This window comes from Pseudomonas sp. DC1.2, from assembly GCF_034351645.1.
Taxonomy (GTDB): Bacteria; Pseudomonadota; Gammaproteobacteria; order Pseudomonadales; family Pseudomonadaceae; genus Aquipseudomonas.
This window is the reverse complement of sequence record NZ_CP133782.1, coordinates 4,175,268-4,194,482: the sequence shown is the minus strand read 5'-3', so window position 1 is coordinate 4,194,482 and position 19,215 is coordinate 4,175,268. Positions and strand designations below refer to the sequence as shown.

15 protein-coding genes are annotated in these 19,215 nt (G+C 59.1%); 11 read left to right on the top strand and 4 right to left on the bottom strand.

The features are described 5' to 3' along the window. Positions 1 to 6: 6 nt before the first annotated feature. The 4 genes from RHM68_RS18940 to gap form a co-directional block, all read right to left on the bottom strand. Positions 7 to 2,571 (bottom strand): TonB-dependent receptor, encoded by a 2,565-nt coding sequence (locus tag RHM68_RS18940; RefSeq protein WP_322217747.1) that lies wholly within the window; start codon positions 2,569 to 2,571, stop codon positions 7 to 9. Between the two features lie 122 nt (positions 2,572 to 2,693). Continuing rightward, positions 2,694 to 3,659 (bottom strand): FecR family protein, encoded by a 966-nt coding sequence (locus RHM68_RS18935; RefSeq protein ID WP_322217744.1) that lies wholly within the window; start codon positions 3,657 to 3,659, stop codon positions 2,694 to 2,696. 84 nt (positions 3,660 to 3,743) lie between these two features. Further along, the gene (locus RHM68_RS18930) at positions 3,744 to 4,262 is read right to left on the bottom strand and encodes a sigma-70 family RNA polymerase sigma factor (RefSeq protein ID WP_322217742.1); all 519 of its coding nucleotides are present in this window, start codon (positions 4,260 to 4,262) and stop codon (positions 3,744 to 3,746) included. 198 nt (positions 4,263 to 4,460) lie between these two features. Next, positions 4,461 to 5,462, bottom strand: a complete 1,002-nt coding sequence (gene gap, locus RHM68_RS18925) for a type I glyceraldehyde-3-phosphate dehydrogenase (protein WP_322217740.1) — start codon at positions 5,460 to 5,462, stop codon at positions 4,461 to 4,463. A 220-nt stretch (positions 5,463 to 5,682) separates the two neighbouring features. Here gap and edd point away from each other — a divergent pair, with 220 nt between their 5' ends. The 11 genes from edd (at position 5,683) to RHM68_RS18870 (ending at position 19,195) form a co-directional block, all read left to right on the top strand. Beyond that, positions 5,683 to 7,509, top strand: coding sequence for a phosphogluconate dehydratase (gene edd, locus RHM68_RS18920; protein WP_322217739.1), 1,827 nt, complete (start codon positions 5,683 to 5,685; stop codon positions 7,507 to 7,509). Continuing rightward, entirely contained in the window at positions 7,506 to 8,456 is a 951-nt protein-coding gene (locus RHM68_RS18915; RefSeq protein ID WP_322217737.1) for a glucokinase, read from the top strand. The genes edd and RHM68_RS18915 overlap by 4 nt, the downstream gene beginning before the upstream one ends. Before the next feature lie 111 nt (positions 8,457 to 8,567). Further along, a complete protein-coding gene (locus tag RHM68_RS18910) occupies positions 8,568 to 9,299 on the top strand; it encodes a response regulator transcription factor (RefSeq protein ID WP_322217734.1) in 732 nt (243 codons plus the stop codon). Next, on the top strand, positions 9,289 to 10,758 hold the full coding sequence (locus RHM68_RS18905; RefSeq protein ID WP_322217732.1) for an ATP-binding protein: 1,470 nt from the start codon (positions 9,289 to 9,291) through the stop codon (positions 10,756 to 10,758). The genes RHM68_RS18910 and RHM68_RS18905 overlap by 11 nt, the downstream gene beginning before the upstream one ends. Positions 10,759 to 10,927: 169 nt before the next feature. Continuing rightward, complete coding sequence (locus tag RHM68_RS18900) at positions 10,928 to 12,187, top strand: AGE family epimerase/isomerase (RefSeq protein WP_322217729.1); 1,260 nt, start codon at positions 10,928 to 10,930, stop codon at positions 12,185 to 12,187. 117 nt (positions 12,188 to 12,304) lie between these two features. Next, complete coding sequence (locus RHM68_RS18895; RefSeq protein ID WP_322217726.1) at positions 12,305 to 13,606, top strand: ABC transporter substrate-binding protein; 1,302 nt, start codon at positions 12,305 to 12,307, stop codon at positions 13,604 to 13,606. A 144-nt stretch (positions 13,607 to 13,750) separates the two neighbouring features. After that, positions 13,751 to 14,659, top strand: a complete 909-nt coding sequence (locus RHM68_RS18890) for a carbohydrate ABC transporter permease (RefSeq protein ID WP_054044927.1) — start codon at positions 13,751 to 13,753, stop codon at positions 14,657 to 14,659. Further along, positions 14,652 to 15,497, top strand: a complete 846-nt coding sequence (locus RHM68_RS18885; RefSeq protein WP_322217723.1) for a carbohydrate ABC transporter permease — start codon at positions 14,652 to 14,654, stop codon at positions 15,495 to 15,497. Before RHM68_RS18890 ends, RHM68_RS18885 begins: the two co-directional genes overlap by 8 nt. Positions 15,498 to 15,499: 2 nt before the next feature. Further along, the gene (locus tag RHM68_RS18880) at positions 15,500 to 16,660 is read left to right on the top strand and encodes a sn-glycerol-3-phosphate ABC transporter ATP-binding protein UgpC (RefSeq protein WP_322217720.1); all 1,161 of its coding nucleotides are present in this window, start codon (positions 15,500 to 15,502) and stop codon (positions 16,658 to 16,660) included. 220 nt (positions 16,661 to 16,880) lie between these two features. Beyond that, positions 16,881 to 18,227, top strand: a complete 1,347-nt coding sequence (locus RHM68_RS18875) for a carbohydrate porin (protein ID WP_322217717.1) — start codon at positions 16,881 to 16,883, stop codon at positions 18,225 to 18,227. Between the two features lie 113 nt (positions 18,228 to 18,340). After that, entirely contained in the window at positions 18,341 to 19,195 is an 855-nt protein-coding gene (locus RHM68_RS18870) for a D-hexose-6-phosphate mutarotase (RefSeq protein ID WP_322217714.1), read from the top strand. The last annotated feature ends 20 nt before the right edge of the window (positions 19,196 to 19,215 follow it).

Sequence of the window (19,215 nt, the reverse complement as noted above, 5' to 3'; positions counted from 1 at the left end):
GCGCGGTCAGATATCCCAGACCAGGTTGACCGCAAAGTTGCGCCCTGGCTGTGTCAGGCGATCCAGGTTGGCCGGCTGCGTTACCGAGGCTTCACCGACGCTGTCATAGCCGCGCACGTCGTCCCATTGCCAGTATTTCTTGTCTGTCAGGTTGTAGAGGCCGGCGTTGACGGTCACGTCGTTGGTCACCTTGTAGAAACCGGCCAGGTCGAGCACGCCATAGCCCGGTGTTTTGAACTGGGTGCTGGTGCCATCCGGGGTCTTGAAGCTGGTGCTGTCGACGCGGGTTTTGCGTTTAACCAGTGTCCAGCTCAGCAGCGCGCCGTAATTGTCTTGGTCGTAACCGAGCCCAAACACGCCGGTCAGTGGGTTGATGCTGTTCAGCGGCTGGCCGCTGTCATCGTTGCGGCCGTACAGGTACGACAGTGAGCCTTGGGTATAGAGGCCGCTCGGCGCGCCAAAAGTGTCGAGGTTCAGGTGGCCCTTGAGTTCCAGGCCCTTGATGGTGGCGTGCTTGATGTTGTTGCTCTGGAACGTGGTCTCGTTGTAACCAGGGGTGATCGCGTTCTCGTCGATGAAGTCGCGGTATTTGTTGTAGAACACCGCGACATCGAACGTGCCGGCCTCGAACTGCCCGCGCAGGCCGGTTTCATAGCTCTTGCTTTTTTCCGGTTCCAGGTTGGGGTTCGGCGCGACCTGATAACCACCGGCCAGGTTTTCAAAACGACCGTATAAAGCCTTGGCGGTCGGCGTGCGGAAGCCTTCAGCGTATTGGCCGTACCCGGTGTAGTTATCGTTGAAGCGATACGTGGTGCCGAACTTGGGCGACAGGCGATGCCAGGTTTTGTTGTCGTCGCTGACCACCCCATTGCCGCTTTGGTCGGCGGTGGCCAGGAACTCGCTGGTGATGTGCGGCGTGAGTTGGGTGTAGTCGTAGCGCGCGCCGGGCAGGAAGGTCCAGTTGTTCCAGCTGATTTGGTCCTGGGCGAACAGGCTGTAGCTGTTAATGGTGGGGTCCGGGAAGTCGCTGGCCGGTTTCAGGGTATCGGCGGCGCTGGCGGCGCCGATCACCCGGCAGGCGCCGGAGACTGTCAGGCAGGTGCCGCTACCGGTACGCAAACCGGTGACTTTGTTCTGTTTGAGGGTGGTGCCGTAAGTCACGCGGTGATCGGTGTTGGCGATGGCGAACGACTTGTCCGCCTGGGCATCGAACACCCATTGACGATCTTTGTAGGTGGTGTCGCGGTTTCGCAGCACGGTGCGCGAGGGGGCGTAGATTTCTTCGGTGCTCTGGTCGGTTTTGGCAATCTGGTAGTTCAGCGACCACTTGATGTTGTCGGCCAGGGCGCTGTCCAGACCGAAGCTGTGCTCCAGGCCAAAACGTTCGCGGGTGATCGTGTCGTTGCCGGTACGGGACTTGTAGAAACCAAAACCGCGTCCGGAGGTGAATGGACCGCCAACTGCACTCAACTGACGGGTGTCGATGTCATTCTTGTAATGCTCGTAGGTCAGGCCGAAGCGAGCATCGTCGGCGTAATTCCAGCCCAGTTTGGCCAGTACGTTGTTGGTGCGCACGTCCTCGGGGTTGGCTTCGGTGCGGGCCAGGCCGGTGCCGCCGGTTTCGCCGTAGGATTGAGTTTCATGACCCCTACGTTGGCTCAAGTGCAAAAGACCGTCGACGTCGCCGGTGCGGCCGGCCACCGTGCCGGAAGTCAGCCAACTGTCGTCGGCCGAGCTATAGCCGGTTTTCAAACGAGCGCCGACGTCTTTACCGGGCTTGATGATGTCGTCCGGATCAAGGGTGTAATAGCTGACCGCACCGCCGATAGCGTTGCTGCCATAGAGCACCGAGGCCGGACCGCGCAGGATTTCCACGCGTTTGACGATCTCAGGATCGACATAGTTGCGGTTGGTCTGGGCATAGGGCCCGTTGAAGAAACCGTCGGGCACTTGCACGCCATCGACTTGGGTCAGTACGCGGTCGCCGTCGATACCGCGGATGTTGTAGCCCGTCAGCCCGGCGCGTTGGCCGGCACCGCCCACCGAGACCCCGGGTTCGTAGCGCACCAGCTCCTTGATGTTATTGACGTTATTGCGATCCAGCTCTTCACGGGTGTGGACGGTGACGGTGCTGGGCACGCTGCTCACGCTTTGTTCCTGACGCGTCGCGCTGATCGTGACTTGTTGCAGGTTGAGTGTGGCGCTGGCACTGCGTTTTTCCAGCACGATGTTGCTGCTGCCCAGCTTGCGATAGCTCAGGTTGGTCCCCACCAACAGCTGATCCAGGGCCTTTTCCGGTGGCAGCGAACCGCGCACGCCGGGTGAGGCGACGCCCTCGGCCAATTCGGCCGGCAAACCGACCTGCCATCCGGTCACGCGGGTAAAGGCATTGAGTGCAGAGACCAGCGATTGCTGAGGAATGGCAAACGCGTAATCGCCCAGGTTGTGCGCCGGTTGCTCGACTGCGGTAGCGGCCAGCAGGGGCGCGGCACCGGCCATGAGAATGGCGGCGGTCAGCAGCGAAAGCACGCGCGAGGGTGAAGAGGACTGACGGGTAAGGTGAGAAGACATCAATAACGCTCCGTGTCGCACGAATCTTTATAGGTGCTGATTGGCATGTGGAGATGCGAATCAATTGCATTGGCTATAACTAGACGAACGGGCTTTCGTTATCGAGTAAAAATAATTCTCATTTAGTTCAGGATCACCAATGCCGGAAATTCCTGAAGCCGGGCGGAGGTGATGTGGGCCAGGGAACGGACCACATCCAGCGGCTGGTCGAGGCGATAATTGCCGGTCACTGTGACGTTGGCCAACTGTGCGTTGTTATTGATGATCCAGCCGGGGTAATAGCGGCTCAGCTCCGCCAGTACCTGGCTTAGTGGGCAGTTTTCGAACACCAGTCGGCCCTGGACCCAGGCCAGGTCGGTGGCGGCATCGAGCTTGGCCGGTTGGTCAAAACCATTGGGGCCGATGCGAATGCTTTCGCCCGCAGACAGCCGGACTCGGGCATCGTCCCGGGTCGTGCGCAAATCGACATCGCCACGCTGCACCCTGACCTGTGCCACGCCGTCGAGGTAACGCACAGCAAATGCGGTGTCGCGCACGCTTGCCTTGACCGGGCCAGCGTCAATTTCCAGCGGCTGCCCACGATTGGCCGACACGTCGAAAAACGCTTCGCCCTGATACAGGCGTGCGACTCGTTGTTGGTCGTTGATGGTGCTGGAAAACGCTGAATTGGTATTGAGCAGGACTTTTGAACCGTCCTCCAGTTGCAGGCGCTGGCGTTCGCCGACCACGGTCAGGTGGTCGGCTTGCAGGCGCATCGGCAGGTTGCTGAAACTGAGCACGCCCAGGAGCAACACCGCCGCCGCGGCCAATGGTTTCCAGTGCGGTCGCAGGCGCGAAAGCCTGCCCACTTTCGTCGGCACGACGGCCAGGTTTTGCGCGCATTGCGCGACCTGCGGGCCATCCCAGATTGTTTGGGCCTTGGCAAACGCTTCGGCATGCAACGGGTCAGCGGCCAGCCAGTCTTGAAATTGCCGGGTTTGCTCGACGCTTGGACGGTCCAATACGACCAGCCAGTCCATTGCCTGGTCCATCGCGCTTGCGCTGTCCCGCGCGACTGCGGGCGCAGGGGGGCGTTGGGTGTCCGTCACGGTGGTTCCTCGGCAATGTCCAAGCATTGGTGTTTTTTAGCGAAGCTTTAAAAGTGCTGGCAAGGGTAGCAAAGCGCTACAGACTCAGTCGCTGTTTAAGCGCTCGGCCACGCTAATGCAGATGGCCATGATCAGCTTCAGTTCCTTTTGCACCGTGCTCAACGACACGCTGAGCTTCTCGGCGATTTCCAGATAGCTGTGTCCGTGCAGGCGACTAAGGATGAAGATTTGCTGCTGACGCGGGCTGAGTTCACTGAGGCTCACGTTCAAACGCTCGAGTAACTGTTCAGCGTGGGCGGCGTCTTCGGCGCTGCTCACGGGGGAGGCGACTGCCTGTACGACGTCCAGCGGCACATCGTCGAGCATCGTGCGTGCGTGAATACGCCGCGCGCGCAAGTGGTCCAGCGCCAGGTTGCGGGCGGTCTGGAAGACAAAGGGCTCAAGGTGATCGATGGCCCGTTCACTCAGCGCCCGCGTCACGCGTAGGTAGGTCTCCTGCAACAGGTCTTCGGCGGTGCTGTGATTGTTGACCATCCGCTCCAAGGTGCGCAGCAACGAAACCCGCTGGGTGATGAAGACATGGTTGAAGCGCGATTGACTCACGGGATGACCTGATCCATTTTGAGCGAATGATAATGCTTATCATCTGCTCGTATGGTCAAGTGCTGATTTGTGATGACCTTGTAACGTAGCTGAAACCTTTGGGATCGAGCCTGCTCGCGATGACTGTCTATCAGTCAACAGTGTTACTGACTGTTAAATTGCGATCGCGAGCAGGCTTGCTCCCACAGGGAATGCGGACTACTGCGCGTTGCACAGCACCAGGCAGTTATCGAGCATGCGGTTGGAGAAGCCCCATTCGTTGTCGTACCAGGCCAGCACCTTGAGCAGCTTGCCGCTGGACTTGGTGTGGTTGGCGTCGAAGATCGACGACAGCGGGTTGTGGTTAAAGTCGCTGGAAACCAGCGGCAGGGTGTTGTAGCCAAGAATCTTCGAATGCTGGGCCGCTTCTTTCAGCAGTGCATTGACCTCATCGGCCGAGGCTTCGCGCTTGAGCTGCACTGTCAGGTCCACCAGCGACACATTGATCACCGGAACACGCACCGCCATGCCGGTCAGTTTGCCCGCGAGTTCCGGCAGCACCAAGCCCACCGCTTCAGCGGCGCCGGTCTTGCTTGGGATCATATTCTGGGTGGCCGAGCGGGCGCGGTATGGGTCGGTGTGGTAGACGTCGGTCAGGTTCTGGTCGTTGGTGTAGGCATGGATGGTGGTCATCAGACCGCTTTCGATGCCCAGCTCGCGGTGCAGCACCTGAGCTACCGGGGCCAGGCAGTTGGTGGTGCATGAGGCGTTGGAAATGATCTGGTGCGACTGGCGCAGAATGTCGTGGTTCACACCGTAGACCACGGTGGCGTCAGCGCCTTTGGCCGGGGCCGAAATAATTACTTTGCGCGCACCGGCCGTAATATGCGCGGCGGCTTTGGCACGGTCGGTGAACAGACCGGTGCATTCGAACACCACGTCGATTTTCTCGGCCGCCCATGGCAGTTCGGCCGGGTTGCGAATGGCGCTGACGGCGATGCGGTCGCCGTTGACGGTCAGGCTTTCCTGATCGTGCTGGACATCGGCGTCGAACGTGCCGTGAACGGTGTCGTACTTGAGCAGATGCGCGTTCATCGAGCTGTCGCCCAAGTCATTGATGGCGACGATCTGCAGGTCCTGGCGATACCCTTGGGTATACAGTGCGCGCAGGACATTACGGCCAATACGGCCAAAACCATTGATTGCGATTCGAAGAGTCATTTAACAGCGCCGCCGTCGTTTTGTTGTTGGAATTACAAGATTATTCGCATAAAAATAGAAAACAAGCCTTTTTAATGGCAATATTTTGTTCAATCTACAACGAGTGACCTGAATCAACTGGTCCGATCGATCAAGAAAACCGTTCGTCATCCCATCGACAGCGGTCCCTGATCAGCATAGACAATCAGGTCGCCACATCCGTTAGCCTGGAGTTCTACACATGCATCCCCGCGTCCTTGAGGTCACCGAACGGCTTATCGCCCGCAGCCGTGCAACTCGTGAGGCTTACCTTGCGCTCATTCGCGGCGCCGCCAGCGACGGACCGATGCGCGGCAAGCTGCAATGCGCCAACTTCGCCCATGGCGTGGCAGGGTGTGGCACTGACGATAAGAACAACCTGCGGATGATGAATGCCGCCAACATCGCAATTGTTTCGTCTTATAACGACATGCTCTCGGCGCATCAGCCGTATGAAGTTTTTCCTGAGCAGATCAAAAAAGCCCTGCGCGAAATTGGTTCTGTCGGTCAGTTTGCCGGCGGCACCCCAGCTATGTGCGATGGCGTGACCCAGGGCGAGCCTGGCATGGAGTTGAGTCTGCCAAGCCGTGAGGTGATCGCGCTGTCTACGGCGGTGGCGCTGTCCCACAACATGTTCGACGGTGCGCTGATGCTTGGCATCTGCGACAAGATTGTGCCGGGCCTGATGATGGGCGCACTGCGTTTTGGTCATCTGCCGACGATCTTCGTACCAGGCGGCCCTATGGTCTCGGGCATTTCCAACAAACAGAAAGCCGATGTGCGCCAGCGCTACGCCGAAGGCAAGGCGAGCCGCGAAGAACTTCTTGAGTCGGAAATGAAGTCCTATCACAGCCCTGGCACCTGTACCTTCTACGGCACGGCCAACACTAACCAGTTGCTGATGGAAGTCATGGGCCTGCATTTGCCGGGCGCCTCTTTCGTCAACCCGAACACCCCGTTGCGCGATGCCCTAACTCGTGAAGCCGCGCATCAGGTCACCCGGCTGACCAAGCAGAACGGCGACTTCATGCCAATCGGCGAAATCGTCGACGAGCGTTCGCTGGTTAACTCTATCGTGGCGCTGCATGCCACGGGCGGCTCGACCAACCACACCTTGCACATGCCGGCTATCGCCATGGCGGCAGGTATTCAACTGACCTGGCAGGACATGGCCGACCTCTCCGAGGTGGTGCCGACCTTGAGCCACGTGTACCCGAACGGCAAAGCCGACATCAACCACTTCCAGGCGGCGGGCGGCATGTCGTTCCTGATCCGCGAATTGCTGGAAGCCGGGTTGCTTCACGAAAACGTCAACACGGTGTTGGGTCACGGTCTCAGTCGTTACACCGTGGAACCATTCCTCGACAAGGGCGAACTGGTCTGGCGCGAAGGCCCGATTGAGAGCCTCGACGAAACTATCCTGCGTCCGGTGGCACGTGCGTTCTCGCCAGAAGGCGGCTTGCGGGTGATGGAAGGCAACCTGGGGCGCGGGGTGATGAAAGTCTCCGCCGTCGCCTTGGAAAACCAGATCGTCGAGGCACCGGCCATGGTGTTTCAGGATCAACAAGACCTCGCCGATGCCTTCAAGGCTGGTCTGCTGGAGAAAGATTTTGTCGCGGTGATGCGCTTCCAGGGCCCACGCTCCAACGGCATGCCGGAACTGCACAAGATGACGCCGTTCCTCGGCGTGTTGCAGGACCGCGGCTTCAAAGTGGCGCTGGTAACCGATGGACGTATGTCGGGCGCTTCAGGGAAAATCCCGGCGGCGATTCATGTCAGTCCCGAAGCGTTCGTGGGCGGTGCGTTGGCCCGAGTGCAAGAGGGCGATATCATTCGCGTCGATGGCGTCAAAGGCACCTTGGAGATTAAGGTGGACGCCGAAGAATTCGCGGCGCGCACCCCGGCCAAGGGCCTGTTGAGCAACAACATTGGCAGTGGTCGCGAGCTGTTTGCTTTCATGCGTATGGCCTTCAGCTCCGCAGAGCAAGGCGCCAGCGCCTTTACTTCTGCCCTGGAGACGCTTAATTGAAACTGGCTTTGGTCGGTGACATCGGTGGGACCAACGCACGGTTTGCGTTGTGGAAAAACCAGCAACTGGAATCAATCCAGGTGCTGGCGACGGCGCAACATGCCAGTCCGGAGGAGGCTATTGCGCTCTACCTGGACGGGCTCGGCCTGCCGCCGGGTTCAATCGGTTCGGTCTGCCTGTCGGTAGCGGGCCCCGTGAGCGGGGATGAATTCAAGTTCACCAACAACCACTGGCGCCTGAGCCGCAAGGCGTTCTGCCAGACCTTGCAGGTGGACGAATTGCTATTGCTCAACGATTTCTCGGCCATGGCCCTGGGCATGACGCGCTTGCAACCGGGCGAGTTCCGGGTGGTCTGCGAGGGCACGCCAGAGCCGTTGCGCCCGGCGGTGGTGATCGGCCCTGGAACGGGTCTGGGGGTCGGCACCTTGTTGCATCTGGGGAACGCGCGTTTCGCGGCGTTGCCGGGAGAGGGTGGGCACGTTGATTTGCCCCTGAGTAGCCCGCGCGAAACCCAGCTCTGGCAACACATTTTCAACGAGATCGGCCATGTCAGCGCCGAAACGGCATTGAGTGGCAGCGGCTTGCCGCGGGTATACCGGGCGATCTGCGCGGTGGACGGTCATACGCCGTTGCTCGACACCCCGCAAGCCATCACGGCGGCGGGGCTGGCCGGCGATCCGATTGCGCTCGAAGTGCTTGAGCAGTTCTGCTGCTGGCTCGGTCGTGTGGCCGGCAACAACGTACTGACTACCGGTGGCCGCGGTGGCGTTTACATCGTCGGTGGAGTGATTCCACGGTTTGCCGATTTCTTCGTCAACAGTGGTTTCGCCCGGTGCTTTGCCGACAAGGGCTGCATGAGCGATTACTTCAAAGGCATACCGGTGTGGCTGGTGACGGCACCGTATTCCGGGCTGATGGGCGCAGGCGTGGCGCTCGATCAGGCCTGAAACACGATAAAAATGCAGGGGGTGAGCTTGCCCCGCATTGGTTTACGACGTTTGTAGCTTCCGTGCTTAAGGCATAATCCGCCCAACTCAAACAACAAGGATGCCGCCCCTGTGAGCTCAGTCAACAAGTCGATTTTGTTGGTCGATGACGATCAAGAGATACGCGAGTTGCTGGACACCTACCTGACCCGCGCCGGTTTTCAGGTACGCACCACCCCTGACGGTGCGGGCTTTCGCCAGGCAATGAACGAATCCTCCAGCGACCTGGTGATTCTTGATGTGATGCTGCCGGATGAAGACGGGTTCAGCCTCTGCCGCTGGATTCGCCAGCATCCGCGCCAGGCGCAGGTGCCGATCATTATGCTCACCGCCAGTTCCGACGAGGCTGATCGCGTGATTGGCCTAGAGCTGGGAGCAGACGATTACTTGGGTAAACCTTTCAGTCCTCGGGAGTTGCAGGCCCGCATTAAAGCCCTGTTGCGCCGTGCGCAGTTCGGCCAGGACCGTTCCAGCGGTGAGGTGCTGGCTTTCGATGACTGGCGGCTGGACATGGTCAGTCACCGGCTGTTTCACATCGATGGCGAAGAGGTGATTCTTTCCGGTGCCGACTTTGCCTTGCTGAAACTGTTCCTCGATCACCCGCAGGAAATTCTCGATCGCGACACCATCGGCAACGCTACACGCGGGCGTGACCTGATGCCGCTTGATCGTATCGTTGACATGGCTGTCAGCCGTTTGCGACAGCGCCTGCGCGACACCGAAAAACCGCCGCGCCTGATCCGTACCGTGCGTGGCAGTGGTTACCAATTGGCCGCCAATGTTGTGGCCAGTAATGGCCATTGAATGGCTGCGCGGTGTCGCCGCCAAGGTCCCGGTGCCGCGCTCTTTGCTCGGGCGAATGTTACTGCTGACCCTGTTAGTGGTGCTGTTTGCCCAGGCGCTGTCTAGCGTGATCTGGGTCTCGCAACTGCGCGCGACCCAGCTCGAAGGCCTGGTGACCAGTGCCCGCAGCCTGGCGCATTCGATGACCGCCAGCGTCAGTTATTTTCGTTCATTGCCGGTGGCCTTTCGGCCGCTGGTCCTCGACCAGTTGCGCAGCATGGGCGGCACTCGGTTCGTGGTGACCCTGAACGATAAACCCTTGGGTATGGATGTGTTGCCTATCACTGCGCGTAAAGCGGCTGTGCTCAAAGCGGTGGACGAAGTGCTGCGCGAGTCCCTGGGCCATGACACGGATATCTCGGTGACCTTCGTCAGCCCTGAAGACCTGCGCATCTTCAACAGCGGACTGAAACTCGATGAATTGCCGCGCTCCTGGGCTCACTACGCATTGACCCTCGAACCGGTGAACCCGCCAGTGCTGGTCACGCAAATTCAGATGGCGCCGGGCGAATGGCTGTACATCGCTTCGCTACTGCCAGAGCCCTACACCAGTCTTGAAGAGCAAGGCCTGCCGGCGCAGCAGGTCTGGTTCATCGTGCTCACCAGCGGTTTTCTGCTGTTGTTCATCGGCTTGCTGGTGCATTGGCAGAGCCGACCGCTGAAGCGTTTGGCGCGCGCCGCGCGGGACATGTCGCTGGGTGCCGAAGTCGAACCGGTGCCCGAGGGCGGCGGCAGTGAGGTGGTCGAAGTCGGTCGCGCCTTCAATGCAATGCGCGAGCGCATTAGCCGTTACCTGAACGAACGTAGCCAGTTGTTCAGCGCGATTTCCCACGACCTGCGCACGCCAATCACCCGTTTGCGGCTGCGGGTCGAGTTGCTCGAAGACGAAAAGCTGCAAGCCAAGTTCGGCCGCGACCTGGATGAGCTGGAGCTGCTGGTCAAAGGTGCGTTGCAGTGTGTGAAAGACACCGACATCCACGAAAATATCGAGTCGGTGGACCTCAATCATGTACTCGATTGTCTGGTAGAACCGTACCTGGCGCCCAACGGCAATGGCCGGGTGACGCAGAACGGGCGAGCGCTGGCCACGTATCCGGGCAAACCGCTGGCGCTTAAGCGTTGCATCGGCAACTTGATCGACAACGCTTTGAAGTACGGGCAGAACGCGCATTTGCACATTGACGACGATGACAGTGCATTCGTCCTGCATGTCGACGATGAAGGGCCGGGTGTGCCAGAGCAAAGGCTTGAACAGGTATTCGAACCGCACTTCCGCCTCGCCGGCCAGCAGCAGGGGTATGGATTGGGGTTGGGGATCGCGCGCAACATTGCCCACAGTCATGGCGGTGAAGTGAGTTTGCAGAATTTACGTGAAGGTGGGTTGCGGGTGACGTTGCAGTTACCGCGCAGCGTTGATTAGTCAGGCCGCGCTATCGTTCATCGCGAAGAGGCTCGCGATGACGCCAGACCGTTCAGCCTTTCCCAAGGTTAATGTCACGGTCCGGTGACATAAATCGCCCCCTTCGTTACCTGCCGGTTGGCGACCGTTGTTTAGACTGCCTCAGTCATAACAACAAAAAAGGCCGCCCATGAGCACTTTCCAACCCGCGTTCAGCAGTTGGCTGAACGCGCCTGCCCACCAGCAATGGCTTGCCGCCGAAGGGCTGCGCCTGCTGGCATTTGCCAAGGCTTCCAAGCTGCCTGAAGGGTTCGGCAATCTTGACGCAAAGGGTCATCTCGCGGCTAACGCCCATGCTGAGACCATGAACACCGCGCGCATGACCCATAGCTTTGCGATGGCTCACATCCAGGGCCTGCCGGGTTTCGCCGAGTACGTGGATCACGGCGTCGCCGCCCTTGGCGGTCCGTTGCGAGATGCCGAGCACGGTGGGTGGTTCGCTGTTGCACAGCATCGCGACGACAACACCGGCAAGGCGGCTTACCTGCATGCGTTCGTCGCACTGGCTGCGAGTTCGGCCGTCGTCGCCCAGCGCCCCGGTGCCCAGGCATTACTTGACGACGCGATCAATATCATCGACACCCGGTTCTGGAGTGAGGAGGAGGGCGCGCTGCGCGAATCCTTCCCTCGGGACTGGAATGGTGAGGAGGCGTATCGCGGCGCTAACAGCAACATGCACGCTACCGAAGCCTTTCTCGCGCTGGCCGATGTCACCCAAGACAAGCGCTGGCTTAACCGTGCCCTGCGCATTGTCGAGCGGGTGATCCACGGCCATGCTGCCGCCAACGACTTCCTGGTGGTCGAGCATTTCGACCGTGAGTGGCAGCCGCTGCGTGACTACAATCGCGACAATCCGGCCGATGGCTTTCGTCCCTATGGCACCACGCCCGGTCATGGTTTTGAATGGGCGCGGCTGTTGCTGCACCTGGAAGCGGCGCGTGTGCAGGCGGGGATGCTCACACCGGGTTGGCTGGCGACCGATGCGCAAAAACTCTTTGATCACAATTGCCGTTACGGCTGGCATGTCGATGGCGCGCCGGGGATGGTCTATACCCTCGACTGGAACAACTGCGCTGTGGTTCGCCATCGCTTGCACTGGACCCATTGCGAAGCCAGTGCCGCCGCCAGTGCGCTGCTTAAACGAACCGGCGATGAGCGCTACGAAACCTGGTATCGCGTGTTCTGGGAGTTTTGTGAGCGTCATTTCATCGACCGTTGCGATGGCAGTTGGCATCACGAACTCGACCCGCAAAACCGCCCAAGCGCCGATATATGGGGCGGTAAGCCCGACCTTTATCACGCCTGGCAAGCGGTCTTGATTCCGCGTCTGCCGCTGGCACCAAGCATGGCCACCGCCTTGGGGCAGTTGTCCCAGAGCGTTCCTGTGTAACCATGCGGTGACATTCAAGCGTCCCTTCGTTACCTGCGAAGGGGCAACTCCTGTTTAAAATCCTATGCAGCGCAAGCACCAGACTTGCATGCATAACAACAAGAAAGGTAATTCTAGATGAATGCGATTTCTCGCCTCGCTACTGTCATTTCTCTTGCCTCATTGCTCCCTCTCAGTGCGTTCCCGCTCAGTACGCTTGCCGCCGATTCCAAAGGTTCGGTAGAAGTTGTTCACTGGTGGACCTCCGGTGGCGAAAAAGCCGCTGTCGATGTTCTTAAAGCCCAAGTCGAAAAAGACGGTTTTACCTGGAAGGACGGCGCTGTCGCCGGTGGTGGCGGCGCTACCGCCATGACCGTACTGAAAAGCCGCGCCGTTGCCGGGAACCCGCCGGGTGTAGCGCAGATCAAAGGCCCGGATATCCAGGAATGGGCGTCTACCGGTCTGCTCGATACCGACGTCTTGAAAGACGTTGCCAAATCAGAGAAGTGGGACAGCCTGCTCGACAAGAAAGTTGCTGATACCGTGAAGTACAACGGTGATTACGTGGCCGTTCCGGTGAACATTCACCGCGTCAACTGGCTGTGGATCAACCCGGAAGTCTTCAAAAAAGCCGGCATCGAAAAAGCCCCGACGACCCTCCAGGAATTCTACGCAGCCGGCGACAAGCTCAAGGCTGCGGGCTTCATTGCGCTTGCCCACGGCGGCCAGCCTTGGCAGGACAGCACCGTGTTCGAAGCGGTGGTTCTTTCGGTGATGGGCGTCGACGGCTATAAAAAAGCCTTGGTCGACCTGGATAACGCCACCCTGACCGGTCCTGAAATGGTCAAGGCGCTGACTGAATTGAAGAAAGTCGTGACCTACATGGACGTCGACGGTAAAGGTCAGGACTGGAACCTGGAAGCGGCCAAAGTCATCAACGGCAAGGCCGGCATGCAGATCATGGGTGACTGGGCCAAGAGCGAGTGGACAGCGGCCAAGAAAGTCGCCGGTAAGGACTACGAGTGCGTAGCGTTCCCGGGCACCGACAAGGCTTTCACCTACAACATCGATTCCCTGGCCGTGTTCAAGCAGAAAGACGCAGGCACTGCTGCTGGTCAGCAGGACATTGCCAAGATCGTGCTGGGTGAGAACTTCCAGAAAGTCTTCAGCATCAACAAGGGCTCGATCCCTGTTCGCAACGACATGCTCCACGAAATGGACAAGCTCGGCTTCGACTCCTGTGCCCAGACTGCTGCCAAGGACTTCCTGGCCGACGCCAAGTCGGGTGGCTTGCAGCCGAGTATGGCGCACAACATGGCGACCACGCTGGCAGTGCAGGGCGCGTTCTTTGATGTTGTGACCAACTTCATCAACAACCCGAAAGCCGACCCTGCCGCAACCGCCAAACAACTTGGCACTGCGATCAAGTCGGCCAAGTAACGCTTAGCGCCCTGTAGGCGCGAGCCTGCTCGCGATGGCGGATGCTGGTCCGGTGTATGCACCGGTTGACCTTCCGCAATCGCCAGCAAGCTCGTTCCCACAAGGGATGTCACCGTAGTTTTATTCCCTGTACTGGATTTCCCCATGAGTTCTGTTGCTGTGTTCAGCAAGGCCTCGCCATTCGATGCATTGCAGCGCTGGCTACCCAAACTGGTGCTGGCGCCCAGCATGTTCATCGTTCTGGTGGGCTTTTATGGCTATATCCTGTGGACGTTCGTCCTGTCGTTCACCACTTCGACCTTTCTGCCGACTTACAAATGGGCAGGCCTGGCGCAATACCAACGGCTGTTCGACAACGACCGTTGGTGGGTGGCGAGCAAGAACCTGGCGGTTTTCGGCGGCATGTTTATCGGCATCACCCTGGTGATCGGCGTACTGCTGGCGGTGTTTCTTGATCAGCGCATTCGTCGCGAAGGTTTCATTCGCACCATTTACCTGTACCCGATGGCGCTCTCGATGATCGTTACCGGTACGGCCTGGAAATGGCTGCTTAACCCAGGCATGGGCCTGGACAAATTGCTCCGCGACTGGGGCTGGGAAGGATTTCGCCTGGACTGGCTGATCGACCCGGACCGCGTCGTGTACTGCCTGGTGATCGCCGCGGTTTGGCAGGCCTCGGGCTTTATCATGGCGATGTTCCTCGCCGGTCTGCGAGGGGTGGATCAATCGATCATCCGTGCGGCCCAGATCGATGGCGCGAGCATGCCTCGGATTTACCTAAAAGTGGTGTTGCCCAGCTTGCGTCCAGTGTTCTTCAGTGCGGTGATGATCTTGGCCCACATTGCGATCAAGAGTTTCGACCTGGTGGCAGCAATGACCGCCGGCGGCCCTGGTTACTCCTCCGACCTGCCAGCGATGTTCATGTATTCCTTTACCTTCAGTCGCGGCCAAATGGGCATGGGCTCGGCCAGTGCGATTCTGATGCTCGGTGCGATTCTCGCAATCATCGTGCCTTACCTGTACTCCGAGCTGAGGACCAAGCGTCATGACTAGTTTCGCTGCCAAACCTTCTATCAGCTTGAGTCGGATCGCGATCTACGCGGTGCTGATCCTGGCGGTATTCCTTTACCTGATACCGCTGGTGGTCATGCTGTTGACCAGTTTCAAAACGCCGGAAGACATCAACACCGGCAACCTGCTGAGCTGGCCAACCGTGGTGACCGGCATTGGCTGGGTCAAGGCCTGGGGCACGGTGGACGGGTATTTCTGGAATTCGATCAAAATCACCGTCCCGGCGGTGCTGATTTCCACCGCCATCGGTGCGCTGAATGGTTATGTGCTGTCGATGTGGCGCTTTCGTGGGTCGCAGTTGTTTTTCGGTCTGCTGTTGTTCGGTTGCTTCCTGCCGTTCCAGACCGTCCTGCTGCCGGCCTCGTTCACCCTCGGCAAGATGGGCCTGGCCAGTACCACCACCGGCTTGGTGTTTGTACACGTGGTCTACGGCCTGGCGTTCACCACGCTGTTTTTCCGTAACTACTACGTCAGCGTTCCCGATGCGTTGGTGAAGGCCGCTCGGCTCGATGGTGCGGGTTTCTTCACCATCTTCCGCTTGATCATCTTGCCGATGTCCACCCCGATCATCATGGTCTGTCTGATCTGGCAGTTCACCCAGATCTGGAACGACTTCCTGTTCGGTGTGGTGTTCTCCAGCGGTGACTCACAACCCATTACCGTGGCGCTGAACAACTTGGTCAACACCAGTACCGGGGCCAAGGAATACAACGTTGATATGGCGGCGGCGATGATCGCCGGGCTGCCAACCCTGCTGGTCTATGTGGTCGCAGGCAAGTATTTCGTGCGCGGGCTGACGGCCGGCGCAGTCAAGGGGTAATCATGGCAACGCTCGAAATTCGCAATGTAAACAAGACCTATGGCCCCGGCCTGCCGGACACCCTGAAGAATATCGAACTGTCGATCAAGGACGGTGAGTTCCTGATTCTTGTCGGACCTTCGGGGTGCGGCAAGTCGACTCTGATGAATTGCATTGCCGGCCTTGAGACCATCACCGGCGGCGCGATCATGATCGATGACCAGGACGTCAGCGGCATGAGCCCGAAAGACCGCGACATCGCCATGGTCTTTCAGTCCTACGCGCTGTACCCGACCATGAGCGTGCGCGAGAACATCGCCTTTGGCTTGAAGATCCGCAAAATGCCCGCCGCTGACATCGAAGCGGAAGTAGCGCGCGTCGCAAAGCTGTTGCAAATCGAACACCTGCTGAGCCGCAAACCCGGCCAGCTTTCCGGTGGTCAACAGCAGCGCGTGGCCATGGGGCGTGCATTGGCACGGCGACCAAAGATTTACCTGTTCGACGAACCGCTATCCAACCTCGACGCGAAGTTGCGGGTCGAGATGCGCACCGAAATGAAACTGATGCACCAGCGTCTGAAAACCACCACGGTCTATGTCACACACGACCAGATCGAAGCCATGACCTTGGGCGACAAGGTGGCGGTGATGAAGGACGGGATCATTCAGCAGTTCGGCACGCCGAAAGACATCTACAACAATCCGGCCAACCTGTTCGTGGCGAGTTTCATTGGTTCGCCGCCGATGAACTTTATTCCGCTGCGTTTGCAACGCAAGGACGGTCGTCTGTTGGCGCTGCTCGACAGCGGTCAGGCGCGTTGCGAGTTGCCATTGGGCATGCAGGACGCCGGGCTCGAAGATCGCGAAGTGATCCTTGGCCTGCGCCCGGAGCAAATCGTGCTGGCGGCTGGCGAGCCCAATGGTTTGCCGACCATTCGCGCCGAAGTTCAGGTGACTGAACCGACCGGCCCGGACACCTTGGTGTTCGTGCAGCTAAACGAGACCAAAGTCTGCTGTCGCCTGGCGCCGGACGTCGCGCCGGGTGTGGGCGAGACGCTGACATTGCAGTTCGATCCGTCGAAAGTTCTATTGTTCGATGCCAAGACCGGGGAGCGCCTCGGCATGGCCGGCCTGCCAAAAGCGGAAGCATCGGTAGGCAACGTCACCCAGTTCAAAGGCCGCTGAAGAATAGGTAGGGAGTGGGTTAGGTGGGCACTGGGCTTGCCGGCGATACAGGCAAATCGGTTTGACGTCAGACCGGTTTGCAGTCATCGCAGGCAAGCCAGCACCGCCACCCAATCGCTCCCACAAGGGGATACGTGGCGGATGGCCTGTCATCCGTCGCAAGTGGTGTAAACCGCGTTAGATAAAAACAGTTAATAACAATAAAGACGAGGATGTAGGGATGAAGAAGAACACCAATGTTCAGCGTATTTGCCAGTTGTCTGCTGTTGCGGCGATGACGCTGGCCGGCAGCGTACACGCGGCTGACGCGTTCAGTGCCGACTCCAAGTGGATGACGGGCGACTGGGGTGGCGAGCGGACCAAGCTGATCGAGCAAGGTATCGACATTAAGGCTGATTACGTCGGTGAAGTGGGCGGCAACCTCCACGGTGGTTACAACGACGACAAGACGGCGCGTTACGCCGACCAGTTTGGCTTGGGCGTGGCGCTTGACCTGCAAAAACTGATGGGCTGGGATAACACCCAGGCCAAGATCCAACTGACCAACCGTAACGGTCAGAACATTTCCAATGATCGTGTCGGCGACCCGCGTGCCGGCACCTTGAGTTCCTCCCAGGAAGTCTACGGTCGTGGCCATATGGTCCGTCTGACCCAGTTGTGGGTTCAGCACCAGTTCCTCGACGGCAAACTGGACGTCAAAGCCGGTTACTTCGGCGAAGGCGAAGACTTCAACACCTTCCCTTGCGAGTTCCAGAACCTGGCGTTCTGCGGTTCTCAGGCGGGTAACTGGGCGACCGGTATTTGGTACAACTGGCCCGTCAGCCAAGCGGCACTGCGCGTGAAGTACAACATCACGCCTGAGTTGTATGCGCAGATTGGCGCGTACAACCAGAACCCGTCGCAACTGGAACACGGTAACGGCTTCAAGCTCAGCGGCAGTGGTACCAAGGGCACCGTACTGCCGGTCGAATTGGTCTGGTCGCCGAAGGTCAACGACTTGCCGGGCGAGTACCGTGTGGGTTACTACAAAAGCACCGCGCCTGCTGCTGACGTGCTTAAAGATGCCAATGGCAACGATGCTGCAACCACCGGTAACGCCTACCGCGTTCACGACAGCAAGCACGGCTACTGGGGCGTTATCCAGCAGCAACTTACCACCCACAACGGCGACGCTTCGCGCGGTCTGAACGTTGCAGCCAACGCGACCTTCCACGACAAAGACACCAACGTCGTCGACAACTATCAGTCGCTGATGTTTGTCTACAAAGGTCCGTTTGATGCGCGTCCAAAAGACGACGTCGGAATCGGTTTCGCCCGTATCCACGTCAACGACGATGTGAAGAAAAACGCTGAATTGGTCAACGCCTCTAATGGCGTGACCGACTACGACAATCCGTTGTACTCGCCGCTGCGTTCCACCGAATACAACTACGAGATCAACTACGGTTTCCACGTTACCAATTGGCTGACGGTGCGTCCTAACCTGCAATACGTCACTCACCCGGGCGGTGTGGATGAAGTCGACAATGCTCTGGTGGCCGGTCTGAAAATTCAATCGGTGTTCTAACGCTGTTGCGATAAGCTCCTCTCTATGTGCGCATTTTGCGGACAGCTCAGGCTGTCCGCTTTTTTTTGGGGGCCGCACACCCCTGCAACAGATGATTTTCAGGACTGCGGCACATGCATGAGCATCCGCTACAACGCTTTTTCAAATCCCTGCGTGAGCGTCCAGTGTTTGCGTGGGAGCGCTATCAGATGCGCGACGTGTTGGTAATCGATCATCCGCTGTGCCAGGCGGTGTTCAGTCGTCAAGGGGCGCAGTTGTTGCACTTTCAGCCGACGGGGCAGAAACCATGGCTTTGGTGTGCGGCGAAATGGCCGCAGGTCGGCGCCATTCGTGGCGGCGTGCCGGTGTGTTGGCCTTGGTATGGCCGGCATCCGAGCGAAAACGCGTGGCCGTCCCATGGCTGGGCGCGGCTGATCGACTGGAAACTGCTGGACAGCAGCAGCGAGAGCGATGGTGTGCGTCTGCACTGGCGGCTTCAGTTGTGTGACTGGCAGGCCGACCTACACGCGCATCTGGGGGAACGCATGGAGTTGCGTCTGAGTACCGAACATCAAGACAGCCTGCCTTGCCAATTGAGTCAGGCATTGCATGCCTACTGGCGTATTGGCGATGTGGGTGAGGTAGCGCTGTCTGGGCTCGATGGGGCGCAAGGTTACGACCAACTGAACCGGCAAGCTTGCCAGCAGGAAGGTGATTTGAGGGTTGAGGGTGGCTGTCAGCGGGTGTTCCAGCATGACGGCGAATTACAGCTCAAGGACCATGCCTGGCAGAGGGAGTTGTGCATCGATACCGGTGACGACGCAGACACGGTGGTCTGGCATCCCGGATCACGGCCGCTGCTGGGCGTGAACTGGAATGAGATTTGCGAGTTTATCTGTGTCGAGGCCGCCAGCGGAGGCACCGAAAGCCTGAGCCTGGCACCAGGGGCGCGGGCGCATTTGAGTTTGCAGGCGCGGATGGGTGTCTAGAGGTCGTTCTCACTTGGCGT